This window comes from Corynebacterium auriscanis (genome assembly GCF_030408435.1).
In the GTDB taxonomy this organism is placed as follows: Bacteria; Actinomycetota; Actinomycetes; order Mycobacteriales; family Mycobacteriaceae; genus Corynebacterium; species Corynebacterium auriscanis.
Map to the genome: position 1 here is coordinate 347,760 of NZ_CP047046.1, position 15,275 is coordinate 363,034.

The 15,275-nt window shown below is 59.3% G+C and carries 13 protein-coding genes and 2 riboswitches; of the genes, 11 read left to right on the forward strand and 2 right to left on the reverse strand.

The genetic code is table 11. The features are described 5' to 3' along the window. The first annotated feature begins 52 nt into the window (after positions 1-52). A riboswitch (glycine riboswitch) is annotated at positions 53-147 on the forward strand. After that, positions 148-258: riboswitch (glycine riboswitch) on the forward strand. Between the two features lie 42 nt (positions 259-300). Together gcvP and gcvT are read left to right on the forward strand one after the other, a co-directional pair. Next, entirely contained in the window at positions 301-3,222 is a 2,922-nt protein-coding gene (gcvP, locus tag CAURIC_RS01410) for an aminomethyl-transferring glycine dehydrogenase (RefSeq protein ID WP_035116293.1), read from the forward strand. A 45-nt stretch (positions 3,223-3,267) separates the two neighbouring features. Next, a complete protein-coding gene (gene gcvT / locus CAURIC_RS01415; RefSeq protein WP_035116291.1) occupies positions 3,268-4,446 on the forward strand; it encodes a glycine cleavage system aminomethyltransferase GcvT in 1,179 nt (392 codons plus the stop codon). Positions 4,447-4,489: 43 nt separating this feature from the next. Here the strand turns inward: gcvT and CAURIC_RS01420 are convergent, their stop codons facing one another. Beyond that, entirely contained in the window at positions 4,490-4,900 is a 411-nt protein-coding gene (locus CAURIC_RS01420; RefSeq protein ID WP_035116289.1) for a winged helix-turn-helix transcriptional regulator, read from the reverse strand. Between the two features lie 245 nt (positions 4,901-5,145). Between CAURIC_RS01420 and CAURIC_RS01425 the strand changes: the two genes are divergently transcribed. The 3 genes from CAURIC_RS01425 to CAURIC_RS01435 all read left to right on the forward strand — a co-directional run bounded on the left by CAURIC_RS01425 (position 5,146) and on the right by CAURIC_RS01435 (position 8,425). Beyond that, positions 5,146-6,057 (forward strand): alcohol dehydrogenase catalytic domain-containing protein, encoded by a 912-nt coding sequence (locus CAURIC_RS01425; RefSeq protein WP_035116287.1) that lies wholly within the window; start codon positions 5,146-5,148, stop codon positions 6,055-6,057. Between the two features lie 196 nt (positions 6,058-6,253). Further along, positions 6,254-6,637 (forward strand): glycine cleavage system protein GcvH, encoded by a 384-nt coding sequence (gcvH, locus tag CAURIC_RS01430; protein WP_035116285.1) that lies wholly within the window; start codon positions 6,254-6,256, stop codon positions 6,635-6,637. A 96-nt stretch (positions 6,638-6,733) separates the two neighbouring features. Further along, a complete protein-coding gene (locus CAURIC_RS01435) occupies positions 6,734-8,425 on the forward strand; it encodes a type III secretion system chaperone family protein (RefSeq protein ID WP_035116283.1) in 1,692 nt (563 codons plus the stop codon). Between the two features lie 86 nt (positions 8,426-8,511). On the opposite strand, the gene CAURIC_RS01440 is transcribed toward CAURIC_RS01435, so the two are convergent. Then, positions 8,512-9,315, reverse strand: a complete 804-nt coding sequence (locus CAURIC_RS01440) for a DsbA family protein (RefSeq protein WP_084588276.1) — start codon at positions 9,313-9,315, stop codon at positions 8,512-8,514. Positions 9,316-9,950: 635 nt separating this feature from the next. Between CAURIC_RS01440 and pyrE the strand changes: the two genes are divergently transcribed. The 6 genes from pyrE (at position 9,951) to CAURIC_RS01470 (ending at position 15,274) form a co-directional block, all read left to right on the forward strand. After that, complete coding sequence (gene pyrE, locus CAURIC_RS01445) at positions 9,951-10,499, forward strand: orotate phosphoribosyltransferase (RefSeq protein ID WP_035116280.1); 549 nt, start codon at positions 9,951-9,953, stop codon at positions 10,497-10,499. Between the two features lie 115 nt (positions 10,500-10,614). Continuing rightward, positions 10,615-11,235 carry a TrmH family RNA methyltransferase gene (locus CAURIC_RS01450; protein ID WP_235700855.1) on the forward strand — a complete coding sequence of 207 codons (621 nt, stop codon included), beginning with the start codon at positions 10,615-10,617 and terminating at the stop codon, positions 11,233-11,235. Between the two features lie 207 nt (positions 11,236-11,442). After that, positions 11,443-12,621 carry a glycoside hydrolase family 76 protein gene (locus CAURIC_RS01455; RefSeq protein ID WP_052095233.1) on the forward strand — a complete coding sequence of 393 codons (1,179 nt, stop codon included), beginning with the start codon at positions 11,443-11,445 and terminating at the stop codon, positions 12,619-12,621. An 83-nt stretch (positions 12,622-12,704) separates the two neighbouring features. Continuing rightward, on the forward strand, positions 12,705-13,739 hold the full coding sequence (gene fbaA / locus CAURIC_RS01460) for a class II fructose-bisphosphate aldolase (protein ID WP_035116275.1): 1,035 nt from the start codon (positions 12,705-12,707) through the stop codon (positions 13,737-13,739). A 90-nt stretch (positions 13,740-13,829) separates the two neighbouring features. Next, the gene (locus tag CAURIC_RS01465) at positions 13,830-14,279 is read left to right on the forward strand and encodes a DUF3151 domain-containing protein (RefSeq protein WP_070434351.1); all 450 of its coding nucleotides are present in this window, start codon (positions 13,830-13,832) and stop codon (positions 14,277-14,279) included. After that, entirely contained in the window at positions 14,276-15,274 is a 999-nt protein-coding gene (locus CAURIC_RS01470) for an endonuclease/exonuclease/phosphatase family protein (RefSeq protein WP_035116272.1), read from the forward strand. Before CAURIC_RS01465 ends, CAURIC_RS01470 begins: the two co-directional genes overlap by 4 nt. Position 15,275: the final 1 nt, after the last annotated feature.

Here is a 15,275-nt window from a genome sequence, read left to right on the forward strand (position 1 = left end):
TATATGATAGGGGCGCTACAACTTCATAGTTCACCCGAAGTGAACGCCGCTACTAACCGTGGTGGGAGAGGCCGCGCCACGCGCCGGCCGCCGACGGAGCAACACCTCCCCGAAGACACTCTCAGGCACCCGTACCGCCCCGGTAAGGCACCTCTGGAAAGACTTGCGCCCAGTCGTACGAGGCGTAGGCGCCGAAGGAGAAAGGTTGCTGTACGTCAGTGACCGAAGCTCTCAGGCACCCAAGACAGAGCGGGGAGGACAATCGCCCGTGCTAGAAACCGGAAAGTTTGAAAACGCCCCATGGAAACAAACGCACCCTTTGTCCCCCGCCATATTGGTCCAAATCGGCAAGCAACGACCGAGATCCTCGAATTCCTCGGTTACAGTTCCAGCGCGGAACTCGCCGATGCCGCGCTGCCGGACTCCATTAAGCAAAAGCAAGCCATCGGGCTGCCACCAGCGTTGAGCGAGGTGGACACCTTGGCAGCGTTGCGGGAGTTTGCTTCCAAAAATGTGGTGAAAAAGCAGCTGATCGGTAACGGGTACTACGACACGATTACGCCGGCTGTCATCCGCCGCAACGTGGTGGAAAACCCAGGCTGGTACACCGCTTACACCCCATACCAGCCGGAGATTTCCCAGGGCCGCCTCGAGGCCCTGCTGAATTTCCAGACCATGGTGCAGGACCTCACGGGCCTGACAGTTGCCGGTGCGTCGCTGTTGGATGAGGCCACCGCCGTGGCTGAGGCCGTGCAATTGATGGCCCGGGGGAATACCAAGGCCGCGAAGGCAGGCGGTGTGGTCCTGTTGGATTCCGCACTGCATCAGCAATCCATCACGGTGACCTTGGCGCGTGCCGAGGCCGCAGGGATTCCTGTGGAGGTCGTAGATCTTTCCGCTGATGACTTTGACTACGCTGCCTACGACAACCTAGTGGGTGTGGTGCTGTCTAACCCCGGTTCCACCGGTCGCGTTCGCGATCTGGCTGCGCCTATTTCTGCAATCAAGGAAGCCGGTGCGCTGGTAACGGTAGCGTGCGACCTGCTGGCACAGGTGCTGGTGACCGCACCGGGTGCGCTAGGCGCGGATATCGCCGTGGGCTCTGCACAGCGTTTCGGCGTGCCACTGTTCTTCGGCGGCCCACACGCTGGTTTCATCTCCTGCACTGAGGCACTGCAGCGCAAGCTACCGGGCCGCATTGTGGGTGTATCCGTCGATGCTGAGGGAACCCCTGCTTACCGCCTCGCACTGCAAACGCGCGAGCAGCACATCCGTCGTGACAAGGCCACCAGTAATATCTGTACCGCCCAGGCGCTGCTGGCTGTTATCGCTGGTTTTTACACGGTGTGGCACGGTCCAGAGGGACTGCGCCGCATCGCCACCGAGGTGCACGGCCGCGCGGTTGCCTTGGCTGTGGCGTTGTCCGAGGCCGGCCTGTCGCTGGCTCACGATACCTTCTTCGACACGGTCACCGTCGATGTCTCTTCTACTCTTTCTTCATCCGACGCCGCGCTGACCGCCGCTGCCGAAGCCGGATTTAACGTGCGCCGCGTGAACGAGAAGTTCGTGGGTATTTCCGTGGGCGAATCCACCACAGACGAGGACATTGCGCAGCTGGTCGGCGTGCTTGCCGGGAAGTCCAGCGCCAAGGTCGATACCGCGGAATTCACCGTTCAGGCCGGTCCACTGGCCGAAGTTGGTGTGTTGCGTGAGGACGATATCCTCACCCATCCAATCTTCCGCTCCGTGACTTCCGAGACCCAGATGATGCGTTACCTGCGCAAGTTGGCCGATCGGGACCTGGCACTGGATCGCACCATGATCCCTCTGGGTTCGTGCACCATGAAGCTCAACGCAGCCGTGTCCATGGAGCCCATTACCTGGCCCGAGTTCGCCGGCATCCACCCACACGTTCCGGATGACCAGGCAGCGGGCTGGTTGGAGCTGATCGCGGATCTGGAAGAGCGCTTGGCCAAGATCACTGGTTACGCCAAGGTTTCCGTCCAGCCCAACGCAGGTTCTCAGGGGGAGTTCGCCGGCCTGCTGGCTATCCACCGCTATCACCTGTCCCGCGGCGATGAGCAGCGCGATATCGTGCTGATCCCGGCTTCCGCCCACGGCACCAACGCTGCATCCGCAGCATTGGCTGGCTTGAAGGTCGTGGCCGTCAAGAACGCCGAAGATGGTTCCATCGACGTTGCTGACCTGGAAGCCAAGCTGGAAAAGCACGGCCCACAGACGGCCGGCATCATGATCACCTACCCATCCACCCACGGTGTGTACGAGGAGCAGGTGCGCGAGGTCTGCCAGAAGGTGCACGAGGCCGGCGGCCAGGTGTACATCGACGGCGCAAACCTCAACGCATTGGTTGGCCTGGGTCAGCCAGGCGAGTTCGGCGGTGACGTTTCCCACCTGAACCTGCACAAAACGTTCACCATTCCTCACGGCGGTGGCGGTCCAGGTGTTGGCCCAGTATGTGTGGCCGAGCACCTCATCCCATTCCTGCCTTCTGATGCTAGCCAGGACCTGCCGGAGGGTGAGGATGATTACACCTCCGGACAGCCGGTCTCCGGTACCCGTTTTGGTTCCGCAGGCGTGCTGCCTATTACCTGGTCCTACATTGCGCTGATGGGCGACGATGGCCTGACTGAGGCTTCTCGTATGGCTCTGGTCACCGCGAACTACATCTCTCGCAAGCTGGCGGACTACTACCCAACGCTGTACACGGGTAAGAACGACCTGGTTGCACACGAGTGCATTCTGGATCTGCGCGACCTGACCAAGAAGTCTGGCATCACCGCCGAGGATGTCACCAAGCGCCTCATGGACTACGGTTTCCACGCTCCTACCTTGGCCTTCCCCGTGCCGGGAACCTTGATGGTGGAGCCCACCGAATCCGAAGATAAGGAAGAACTGGACCGCTTTATTGAAGCGATGATCAGCATCTACGGGGAGATCCAGGAAGTCATCGACGGTAAGGTCTCCGCGGAGGATTCAGTGCTGCGCCACGCGCCATTCACCGCGTACTCCGTCACCCGCGACGACTTTGATGAGGCCGTATCCGGCGGTAACTTCACCCGCGCCCAGGCGGCCTTCCCAGTATCTGGCTTGCAGATCACCAAGTACTTCCCACCAGTGCGCCGCATTGATAATGCGCACGGCGACCGCAACCTCGTGTGCTCTTGCCCACCGCTTGAGGCATTCGCCATCAACGAGGACTAGTACCCACGTCACGAAGAACCCCGAAAGGTTTGGTTACACACAGTTATGGCTGAGAAAGCACAGTTGAAAGAAACCGCACTGCACAAGGTGCACGAGAAGTTGGGCGCACGCTTTACAGATTTCGGCGGCTGGGATATGCCGCTGAAGTACAGCAGTGAGCTGGATGAGCACAAGGCCGTGCGCAATGGTGTGGGTGTATTTGACCTGTCCCATATGGGTGAAGTACGCGTGAAGGGTAAGGATGCCGGGGCATACCTGGACCACGCGTTCATCTCCAACATGTCCGCAGTGAAGGTTGGCAAAGCCAAGTATTCTATGATCTGCACCGAGTCCGGTGGTATTATTGACGACCTCATCACGTACCGCCTGGCCGACGAGGAGTACCTGGTGGTGCCGAACGCGGGCAACGTGGCCAACGTGGTCTCCGCGATGATGGAGCGCGCCACCAACTTTGACGTTGAGGTTAACAATGAATCGGACGTGACCTCCATGGTGGCAGTCCAAGGCCCCAAGGCTGCTGCGATTATGCACTCCGTAGTGGAAAACGTGTCCAATGCCCCTGTAGCTTCCGGCGCGGGTGAATCCGTAGAGGAGGCCGTGGAAGGCCTGGGCTACTACGCCGCATTCCAGGGCATTGTGGCAGGCCAGCCAGTCATCATCGCCCGCACGGGTTACACCGGCGAGGACGGTTTTGAAATCATCGTGGGCAACGACGGAGCAGAGTCCGTATGGCTCACCGTTATGGAGCACGCTGCGAAGTTCGATGGTCTGCCCTGTGGCTTGGCCTGCCGTGACACCCTCCGCCTAGAGGCGGGCATGCCGCTGTACGGTAACGAGCTGTCCTTGAAGCTCACCCCAGTTGATGCTGGTCTTGGCGTGCTGGCTGCAACCAAGTCCAAGGAATCCTTCGTGGGTCGCGAAGCCATTGCGGCCGCTAAGGAAGAGGGCGTGAAACAAAAGCTCATCGGTCTGACTGGTGAGGGGCGACGTGCTGCACGTGGTGGCTACGAAGTATTTGCCGGTGAAGGTGAGACCGCGATCGGTCGCGTCACCTCCGGCGCGCTGTCGCCAACGCTGGGCCACCCTGTCGCGCTGGCTTACGTGTCCACCGAGGCCATCGAATCTGGCGATGCCGCTGTGGGCGCGACCGTGGAGGTCGATATCCGCGGCAAGCGTTTCAACTATACCGTCGTAGAGCTGCCGTTCTACAAGCGCGAAAAGTAATAGATGAAAGAGGGGCGATAGCGTTTTAGGGATCCCCTTGTAGCTATGGGGTGTTAGTTTCCGCGGCGTCGTAACGCCGTTGGGCATTTTCTATCGCACCCATGTTGTGCTCCGCCCACGAACGCAAGGTCAAAAGTGGATCTACCAAGGATTCTCCAAGGGGGGTGAGCTGGTAATCCACACGTGGAGGAATGGAAGCGGTAACCTCCCTCAGGGCCAGTCCATCTCGTTCGAGGTTGCGCAGGGTCTGTGTCAGCATTTTCTCACTGATCCCTGCAATTTCTTGCCTAATCTCGGAATAACGCAAGGTTTGACCACTCAGGGTAATGAGGACCAGTGTCAGCCATTTACTGCCGATCTTGTCTAGAAGCTTTCGACTTGGGCAGTCCTTCATGAACACGTTGTAGTCGGATTCTCGTGCTTTTCGACGTTGCGACGCTGTTTGGGTAGGCATTTTAGAAAACCTTCACAAAATCTTTTGGAGCCATTTTCCCACCTGTACAGGAAACTAACTAGTTGGTTCGTACCCTACTTCAAAGTCGGCACTTACCAAAATATAGTAGCTTCAATATAGTGGGCTTGTCTACCTCGAAAGGCTGTAAAGCGTGGACCTGCTTGCGAAGTCTGAGGTGGCGCTTATTGCTTCCCCATGCACACACCTGTGTGTTGCATTGACTTATTGAAGAAAGGGCCTGATCCATGAAGGCTATTGTTTCCATTCCCAACACTCCCGAACCGCAACTCGTCGACCGCGATACCCCGCGCGCCAACGACGGTGAAATTCTCGTTCGGGTAGCTGCGTCCACCGTGAACCCCGTGGATGCTATGTCTCCGTCTGCAGATGGTCGTGTGGCATTCGGTCTTGACGGTGAATTTGGCCTGGGCTGGGAGTTCTCGGGAGAAGTCGTAGAGTCCACGCGCCAAGCGTTCTCTATTGGCAGTAAGGTCATTGGTCTGACGCCGAATATAGGGATCCCCCTCACCGCGCATGCTCAATACGTTAGTGTCAACGCAGACCAGTTGGCCCTTTTGCCAGATTCCTTGTCCTTTGAAGATGCGGCCACAATTCCGCTGAATGGGCTCACAGCCTTCCAATCCTTAGAGTTGCTCGGCGAGCCAGCGGGGCGTGACTTACTCATTACCGGTGCTGCTGGTGCAGTGGGGGGCTACGCAATGGAGCTCGCTAAGGATTCGGGGCGTTGGGGGCAAGTTTATGGACTCGCTCGAGAGGATGATCGTACATTTGTGGAAGAGCGTGGTGCACGCCTCGTTACCTCAGTGGAGAATTTGGTGGGCGGCGGATTCCGCGTAGGAGCCGTACTTGATGCGGCCACGATCCCCGATACGGTCCTACCTGCTATCGCTGATGGTGGGAATTATGTTGGGGTGTTGCCGGCATTCCCCGTAGAAGCACCCCGTGGTATTACTTCTCGTTCCGTTCTCGTTCACCCGGATCCAGCTACGTTGGAGCGACTTGCGAATCATGCCCACACTGGAACGCTTGTGCCCCGCGTGGAGCGAGTATACGATGCAGAAACTCAGTACGCGGAGGCGTGGAAACGGGTGACGACTCCGGGGGTCCGAGGTCGGCAGGTACTCGTGTGGAACTAACCTAAAACGGAAGGTTGGAAGGCTAGGGTGACATTGTCCCCCAACTGTGACTTAACTGTCGCATTGTTCGTGTAAGGTGCCCAGATGAGTCAAAGTTTTAATGACTAGGCGCTCGGCCGTTGCAGCTGGCCTTTGACCAGCGAATTCAACCAGGTGCCAACTTTGCGAAGCAAACTACGCTAAGGAGCCAACACACATGTCCGCACTGCCATCAGACTTCCTGTACTCCGAAGAGCACGAGTGGGTCAACACTTCCGCTGTCGTCGAGGGCGAGACCGTTCGCGTCGGCATTACCCACATCGCTGCTGAAGCTTTGGGGGAGATCGTCTTTGTTGAGCTGCCCGAGGTAGGCACTGAGGTCGAGGCCGGCGAGGCTTTCGGCGAGGTGGAGTCCACCAAGTCCGTTTCCGACATTTACGCTCCAGTTTCTGGCGAGGTCGTGGCGGTCAACGACTCCCTCGATGACAATGCCGGTTTGATCAACGAAGATCCATACGGTTCCGGCTGGTTGTACGAGGTCAAGGTCACCGAGTCCGGCGACCTCATGGATGCGGAAGCCTACGCAGCAGCTAACGAGTAATCCTCGTACATAGGCGAACACTTGCTTCCGCCCAGGGCCACGATCACTGCAGCCCTGGGCGACCTGACACGAGTTTAAGGTCGAACTCCACCTACGATGAATGGATCCGTACTCACCCTGCTCATCGGCTTGGTCCTGCTGGGGCTGGCCGCATGGTTGCTTTGGCGTGCCGGAACCCAAGATTCGGATGGTGCGGGTTCGGCCTCTTTTGATTCGACGCCCCTAGGTTCCCCCGATGATGATTCATCGCTGGAGCGGGCAGAGCGTGGCGTCGATAATGAAAAAAACCCAGAAGGACCAGCACATCCGGGAGAGCCGGAACCGCGTGCGGAGGTTGAGGGGGAGGCGCCGGGAGCTGTTGTGGGGCGAGAAGCGAGTGCTCCAGCGGTGAAGGAAGCTGATCCGGGCGTGAACTCGTCAGCCAGCCCAGCGGCACACTCGTCAGCTGGTTCGGAGCCGGGCACAGTAGTAAAACCAGAGCCTACTGGCCCCGGTGGAGACGAGAAACCCCAGATCACAACCCCGGAATCTGCGGACAAGGGGGATGAGTCCGCGGCACCGCAGATCGTCCGGCGTGAAGACGAAGAGGGTTTCCGCTTCATGCGCGGTCGCAAGCGACGGCGATTGTGGGCTCAGGACAACGGCTTTGGGCACGTTCGCGAGGATCGCCGGGCGGCCACGGAACTGCCCGAGGTTCTTGTGCAAGCCATTCAGCCGGAGCAGTTAGTTCTGCGAGATGTGGTGGCGGGGTTTTTCGAAGGTTACGAGCTCACGATCGGAGACCTCGGCGGGGCGACGATATTGCGGATGCGGCGGCCAGCGGAATCGCCCGTGACGGTGTATTACTCCGTGGCGGGAGCGGTACCCGCGGGAATGCGCCGGGCGGAGCTGCTGGATCAGCCACCGTTCTACGGTTTTACTACCGATATCCGCGCGCTTGATCGCATGCTGGATGAACGTGTGGAGGACGGCTTGGCGGCTTTGGCCCACGTCATTACGGACGTGATCTGGCAGGACGACTGGATCGTTATTCAAATGTCCCGCAGGCTGGATATTAGCGTGTGGGAGCAGGTGCTTCCCGTTGTTCGCTCGCTGGCGGATGCGGCGATGGTGCTGCCTCCGCTGATCATGAGCACCCCACTGGCTATGGATGTGGCGGACCCGACCCGCGCGCTACCACGGGGAACAGTGACGACGGGACGGACGGGGTCTGCTGCAACGGCTGACTCTGTGGAGCACGGCGCCCCCTTGCAATCCACCACGGCCACTCCACAGGCTGCAAAACGCTCCTCGGGTAAACCTCGCCCTGGGCATCTGCGCGCTGTAGCTGATAAGCACGTCCCGCGGTCGCAACAGCGGGCGCAGGAACAGGGCCGCGAGGTGGCCGGGGCCGCCAGGACAGAAGACGGCGGCGCCGTGGCATCTGAGCGTCCGCACATCGAACGTCCCGCGGGTCCGGTGGAATTCCCTTCGCGTTCGACCGCGCGGTCGGAGGGGGAGTGGGAGCACGGTGACTTCCCGCTGATCGATGAGACCGACGGCAGTATCCCGTCGTTGGGGGAGGACCCGGATCACATTGCGGGTTCGAAGTCTCAGCAGTCCCGCGTGATTCGCGTGGATCAGGAAACCGCGATCTTTGGTGAGGAGCTATCGCACGCCGCGCAAGCTCGCCGGCGCAAAGGGCGGCACCGGGCACCCGATGCGCGACACGCGCGGCCCGACCCGATCGAGCCGGTGGAAGCAGAGATTGAAACCGTCGACGGGGAAATCGTCGAGGATCAGAACTAAGGGGCTGGCGGGCATGCAGTGGTGGCGCGACGGCACCCGATGTTTGCCACAAGGGCCCCATGTTTGCCACCACACCCGATGTGTTGCTATTGGGCTGGGTTTTTCACTTCACCGGAAGCCACGCGCTCGAGCTCCTCATCGATGACCTTTTTGAACACTCCCCACGGTTGCGCACCCGATACGAATTTAGTGCCCACCACGAAAGCCGGGGTGCCGTTGATGCCGATGGAAGCACCATATTTCTGAGCTTCGGTTACGGGCTTGTCGAATTCCTTGCCCGTGGCATCCTTGCGGAACTTGTCCATGTCGGGCACTCCAGCGGCTTCGGCAAACTTCACGTAATCGTCGATCTTGTACCCAGGGTGGCCCTGCCTACCCGCAGAGGCCTTGTACAGTTCGGACGTGAACTCCTGAAACTTTCCCTGCTTCGCCGCAGCGCGCCCAGCCTTGGCCCCCGCGACTGCGTCATCGCCGTTGATGGCAAAGTCGTTCCACTCGATCCGAACTAGGCCCTTATCAACGTAGTTTTCGATGATCTGATCGCGGGTTTCATTGTGGAAGGTTGCGCAGAACGGGCACTCCGTGTCGGCGAATTCCGAAATAACCACCGGGGCATCGATGGCGCCGATCGCGAATGGATCCTCGGCATTACGGCGGTGCACATTGAGGATGTCCTGGTTGCTCTCGATCTTCTTACCGGGTCCAACGATCGTGGCGTTGTAGGTGCCATCGGGCAGTGCTTTGGGCCCCTCCCCGCGGGTCCCGTTGCCGCCGGCTGGTGGGATCTTGGCTGCCAAGGCTTCTTGCTGGGCCTGATCGCGACCGTGCTGTGTACCCAGAACGTATCCGCCCGACCCCGCTAGGGCACCCACCACGAGAGCTGCGGCCAGGCATGCAGCGAGGGGGATGCCCTTCTTTTTGTTTACAGCCGGAGTGTGCGCTGGGGTCTGCGGTGCTGGTTGACCCTGCGGTGCTGGTTGACCCTGCGCGGTTTGCTGGCCCTGCGGTGATGGCTGATTCTGCGCGGTTTGCTGGCCCTGCGGTGATGGCTGATTCTGCGGTGCTGGCTGGCCCTGCGGTGATGGCTGATCCTGTGCGGTTGGCTGACCCTGCGCGGTTTGCTGACCCTGCGGTGCTGGCTGATTCTGCGCGGTTGGCTGCCCTTGCGGTGATGGCTGGTGTGGCTGTGCCTGGCCCAACTGCTGGCCCGGGAGGCGTTGTGGTACACCCTCCGGTTGCGGGGGTAGGTCATTCGGATGCGGTTTCTGGGCCACGGTCACTTCAGCTTTCGTCGTTTTGGATAAAGATTGTCAGGCTTGCATTGTCAGCTTTAGGTAGCTGGACAAAGGCTATCGTTTTCCCATGCCGAATCCCACCCCGACAACTCCACCCCATGAGGTTTAAAGTTTCAGCTTTGACGGCGGTAGTCTCAGAAGGAGGAAAAGTGCAAGCTGGCCATGTCGCGTTGTCCGCAGTAGCCCCCGTACTGTTGTGATCGCGAAGGGCCCAAACGTGGGGAGAAACAATGAGCGTCGACGAAAGCAAGAAGCAGCGATTGGCTGAGCTGGTAAAGGAACTGGCCGTGGTCCACGGCAAGGTGACGTTGTCCTCGGGCAAGGAAGCCGATTACTACGTGGATCTGCGCCGTGCCACGCTGCACCGCGAAGCCTCCAAACTCATCGGCCAGTTGCTGCGCGAGCTGACGGCGGATTGGGATTACGCTCACGTCGGTGGCCTGACGTTGGGTGCCGATCCGGTAGCAACCTCGATCATGCACGCAGGCGAGGGCGTGGATGCTTTCGTCGTGCGCAAGGAAGCCAAGAAGCACGGCATGCAGCGCCGCATCGAAGGGCCCAGCATCGAGGGCAAGCGGGTCCTGATTGTGGAGGACACCACCACCACGGGTAACTCTCCACTTACGGCAGTAGCTGCCGCGCGTGAAGCCGGTGCAACCGTCGTCGGCGTGGCCACTGTCGTGGACCGTGCCACTGGTGCCAAGGATGTAATTGAAGCCGAGGGTGTGGAGTACCGCTCCCTGCTGGGCCTCGAAGATCTGGGGTTGGCGGGTGCCTAAACCACACGAGGAGGGCGAGGCCACGCCTGGCCCAGAATCTGCATCTAACTCAGAATCCACGCCTGGCCCAGAATCCACATCCGGTCGGGGCCCCACCGAATGGTTCGATCACCCCGTGGGGGTCGGGCCGTGGGAAGAGCAATACCCAGGCGCGCCCCGGCCTGCGGAAGCACACTTCGACCCCCGACTGTTGGACGAAGGCGATCGCCGCAACGTCGTTGATGCGTACCGATACTGGCGCTTGGAAGCCATCGTGGCCGATATTGATTCTCGGCGCCACGCGTTGCATATCGCGATCGAAAACTTCGACAACGATTCCAACATCGGCACTGTCGTACGCACCGCGAATGCTTTCGCGGTGGACACGGTGCACATCGTGGGCCGGAAACGCTGGAATCGACGGGGTGCTATGGTGACCGACCGCTACCAGCACCTCGCGCATCATGCGGATGTCGCCAGTGTGTTGGAATTCGCGCGCGCCCACGACCTTACGGTGGTGGCGGTGGACAACACACCGGGCAGTGTGCCCCTGGAAACCGCGGACCTGCCTCAACGTTGCTTATTGCTGTTTGGCCAGGAAGGTCCTGGTGTTACCCCAGAGGCGCAGCAGGCCGCTTCACAAACGGTATCCATTGCCCAGTTTGGTTCCACTCGCTCTATTAATGCGGGTGTGGCTGCAGGCATTGCCATGCATGCGTGGATCCGGCAGCACGCGGATCTTTCTCAAGCGTGGTAAAGCCATTTTGTGACCGCACTGCCCTGTACCTGCTGTCGCTTTCTGACTACTGTGCCTCTCTGACTGCTGTGCCCCTTTAACTGCTGTGCCTCTCTGACAGCTTTGCTCCTGTGACTGTGTTTCCCGCAGTCCTGATTTCCTGTGAAGGGTAGCGCTCTGGCAAATGGCAGATTCTCTAGAAATAAGCGATGTCTTCAGGCAGTATTGATGATTGTGCAAGAACGATGGGATCACCGCGCAGACCTAGCGGAACAAGCAATTGAGGAACGGCACTCTGCCCGCCTTTGGGGATTGCCGTTAACCAATTTGGGTCTCATCGCATGGCCGCCCACCAGCAGGGACAGGCTTTTTGTTCGTTGGCATTACTGGTGGCAGGCTCACTACATTGACAATTTGGTCGACGCCTCGCTGCGCCGCCCTACCAAAGCCCGCCAGGCTGACATTCGTCGCACGCTTCGGGCAATGCGTATTCGCAACCTACGTCGACTAAGTCGTAATAACTATTACGACGATAAAGCGTGGCTGGCACTTGCCATGGGTCGGGTTGGCCAACTGGATAAAATGGCCACCCCGCGGGGGTATGAGGACTTGGTGGAGAATATCTTCCAGGGAATTGATGGGCTTACGGGTGTGCTGCCGTGGCGTACCAGTGAAACCTTTTACAACGTCCCAACTAATGGACCCGCAGCAATTCTGGCCACGCGTGTGGGGCGGTTGGATATTGCCGAGCACATTCTGGATTGGATCTTTACCCATCTGATCAATGAGGACGGCCTGGTCATGGACGGATTGCGCATGCGCATGCATGGGCCGGAAGTGGAACCGGCGGTATATAGCTACTGCCAGGGTGTGGTCCTGGGAGCGTGTGTGGAATTGGCCATTGCACAACGCGATGCTGCTGGGGTGGACCGGGACGCGGTATCGGAGGTTGGCATGACCTCCATTACCCGGGCTCGCGGATTGATCGAAGCCATTGCACGTACGCACATTAATGCTGACGGGGTTCTTGATTGGCCATCTTTCGGAGGCGATGGAGGCCTATTCAACGGCATCCTCATGCGCTACTTGGCACTAGCCGCGACGAGTTTGCCATCATCGCGGCGTCGAGGTGAAGAAGCCCAACGCACCGCCCGAGACATAGTGAAAAGGACCGCGGAATCCGCGTGGCGCTACCGCCTGGAAGTCGACGGCCTGCCGGTGTTTCCCGCGGAGTGGACTCGCGATGCCATGATGCCCCAATCCGGAGGGTTGGTCGGTGCAACCATCGCCGGTGCGGTAGCCAGTTCGGACATCGCAGAACGCGATCTATCGGTGCAATTGGGCGGGTGGATGTTAATGGAAGCGATGTGCCGCGTTGTTCGGGACGAATCCGACTACGAGAACTAACCCCGAAACCCACAAGGCGTGGAAACTATTTCAATTAGCAGGCATACTTTGGGGTGGAACGTCCAAACAATCAGGAGGCTTCAATGCCAATTGCAACCCCCGCCGTCTATCGCGACATGCTCGACAAGGCAAAGGAGGGCGGATACGCTTTCCCCGCAATTAACTGCACGTCTTCCGAGACCATCAATGCAGCTCTGAAGGGTTTTGCTGACGCGGAGTCCGACGGCATCATCCAGTTTTCGATCGGCGGTGCGGAGTTCGGTTCCGGCCTGAACGTTAAGAACAAGGTCGCCGGTGCTACTGCGCTGGCCGCTTTCGCCCACGAGGCCGCAAAGTACTATGGCGTGAACGTGGCCCTGCACACCGACCACTGCCAGAAGGAAGTTCTGGACGACTACGTTCGTCCGCTCATCGAGATTTCCCGCAAGCGCGTGGAGGCTGGCGAGGACCCATTGTTCCAGTCCCACATGTGGGATGGTTCTGCTGTGCCGATCGACGAGAACCTCGAGATCGCCCAGGAACTGCTGGAGAAGTCCAAGGCCGCCAACATTGTCTTGGAAATTGAGATCGGCGTTGTCGGCGGTGAAGAAGATGGCGTGCAGGCCAAGGCCGGCGCGAATCTGTACACCACCGAAGAGGACTTCGAAAAGACCGTGGATGCACTGGGAACCGGAGAAAACGGCCGCTACCTGTTGGCAGCCACCTTCGGCAACGTGCATGGAGTATACAAGCCGGGCAACGTGAAGCTGCGCCCAGAAATCTTGGATATGGGCCAGAAGGTCGCCACCAAGAAGCTGGGCTTGGCTGAAGGCTCCCAGCCGTTTGACTTCGTCTTCCATGGTGGCTCCGGCTCCGAGAAGGAGAAGATTGAAGAAGCCCTGCGCTACGGCGTGATTAAGATGAACGTGGATACGGATACCCAGTATGCGTTCACTCGCCCAGTGGCTTCCCACATGTTCAGCAACTACGACGGTGTGCTGAAAATCGACGGCGAGGTCGGTAACAAGAAGGCCTACGATCCTCGCTCCTACCTGAAGAAAGCTGAAGAGGCTATGTCTGTCCGCGTGGTGGAGGCCTGCAACGACCTGCACTCCGCTGGCAAGACTTTGGGTAAGTAAAATCCCTGCGGTTCTAGCCACGCGGGGGCACTTACCGTAGTGGCCCCGCACCGCGCCTGCGCCCATAACGATTAACCCGGAGGAAATCCCATGTCAGAACAGCTACGTCACGGTCGGGACCTGTTTGGTTCCGAGAAGCCAGAGACCCGCTTGCCGGAGGAATTCGCCAGCAACATCACCGCTGACGATGCCGGAGCGAATATCGACGCGCTAGAGAAGCTGGTTGCAGCGGACCTCAAAGATTCGGGGGCATGGGCGGCACTGGCTCTGCGTCTCGTGGAGATGGAAGAACCCGTGAAGGCATATGCCTGCGCCCGGACCGGATACCACCGCGGGCTGGATGCTCTGCGTGGCAATGGCTGGCGCGGCACCGGCCCTGTGCCGTGGGATCATGAGCCCAACCAGGGCGTATTGCGCGCCATAGGTGCGCTCGTGGTCACCGCTAAGCTGCTGGGTGAAGATGATGAAGTCATCCGCTGCCTGAATTTGCTCCATGACTGCGATCCAGCAGCGGTCCCTGCTATGGGCTTGGATCGGTGAGGTCGAACCCCAATAGCTACGCAAGGAACCTGTCCCTCATAGTTTTGGCGGGTTCCCTGTTTTGGCTGTCCAGCATTATCTGGCCGATTTCATGGACAGCTTCCAAACCGTATGTTGCTGAACTTCAGGCCAGTGCGTGGGTCGCGGTAGTTATCGCCGTCGGCGCGATTGGCAGTTTGAAGTCCCTGCGTAGGGCATGTGTTTTCGCTATGATCGCCGTGCTGGCCGCAACCATTGTCCCGCGTATTCCGGCTTTCTCTATTTTCCAATCCTCACCCACGCTTCGGGTGATGGCGCTGAATACTTATTTTGGTGGGGCACAGGAAAAGGAGATCATCGCGGCGGTCGAAAAGGTTGGGCCGGATGTGTTGGTCCTCTCGGAAACTAATCCATTGGAAGCTTCCGCGGTAGCTCGAGCCACGGACATGCAAGTGATGACCGAAGTTCACCCGGGGGAGGGGGCTGACGGCACCACGATTCTGACCAAAACGGAGTGGGGGAACCGTAATGATGTCAAGGCCGAGCTAGTCAGAGGGATCACACGGTTCCAGATGCCCCACGTCACGGCCACTCCGCCGGTCGATTCGGATAATTCTTCGGATTCCTCTGCAGATGGGGATGCCTCCTCTCATCGACGCCCAGTAGAAATCTACGGTGTTCATTCTTTGGCTCCCGCTGGGCGCGACCGCGGGCCATGGGTTCGTGAGCTGGAGAATATTGCGCGAATGGTTGGCAAAAACCCGGGCCACAACGGCCGGAACATTGTCATCGCTGGCGATTTCAACGCCACTCGTTCGCACCCTGCTTTCCGCCAGATTGACCTGGACGACTGCACGGGCCACATGGCGCACACGCCAACGTGGCCAACGAGCACGCCAGTAATCCGCATCGATCATGTTTTGACGTCTGGGGACTGCACGGGCGGTGGAGTGGTTACAGTCAAGGGAACTGATCATCGAGCCGTCTGGGCTGATCTTGCATTCAAGGAGGATTGAC

Excerpts from the sequence above, each read along its gene's own strand:
- pyrE (WP_035116280.1), top strand. The coding sequence starts at position 9,951 with ATGAGCGTCGACGAAAGCAAGAAGCAGCGATTGGCTGAGCTGGTAAAG.
- CAURIC_RS01425 (WP_035116287.1), top strand. The coding sequence starts at position 5,146 with ATGAAGGCTATTGTTTCCATTCCCAACACTCCCGAACCGCAACTCGTC.
- CAURIC_RS01465 (WP_070434351.1), top strand. The coding sequence starts at position 13,830 with ATGTCAGAACAGCTACGTCACGGTCGGGACCTGTTTGGTTCCGAGAAG.
- gcvT (WP_035116291.1), top strand. The coding sequence starts at position 3,268 with ATGGCTGAGAAAGCACAGTTGAAAGAAACCGCACTGCACAAGGTGCAC.
- CAURIC_RS01455 (WP_052095233.1), top strand. The coding sequence starts at position 11,443 with ATGATTGTGCAAGAACGATGGGATCACCGCGCAGACCTAGCGGAACAA.
- CAURIC_RS01420 (WP_035116289.1), bottom strand. The coding sequence starts at position 4,900 with ATGCCTACCCAAACAGCGTCGCAACGTCGAAAAGCACGAGAATCCGAC.
- gcvP (WP_035116293.1), top strand. The coding sequence starts at position 301 with ATGGAAACAAACGCACCCTTTGTCCCCCGCCATATTGGTCCAAATCGG.
- fbaA (WP_035116275.1), top strand. The coding sequence starts at position 12,705 with ATGCCAATTGCAACCCCCGCCGTCTATCGCGACATGCTCGACAAGGCA.
- CAURIC_RS01435 (WP_035116283.1), top strand. The coding sequence starts at position 6,734 with ATGAATGGATCCGTACTCACCCTGCTCATCGGCTTGGTCCTGCTGGGG.
- gcvH (WP_035116285.1), top strand. The coding sequence starts at position 6,254 with ATGTCCGCACTGCCATCAGACTTCCTGTACTCCGAAGAGCACGAGTGG.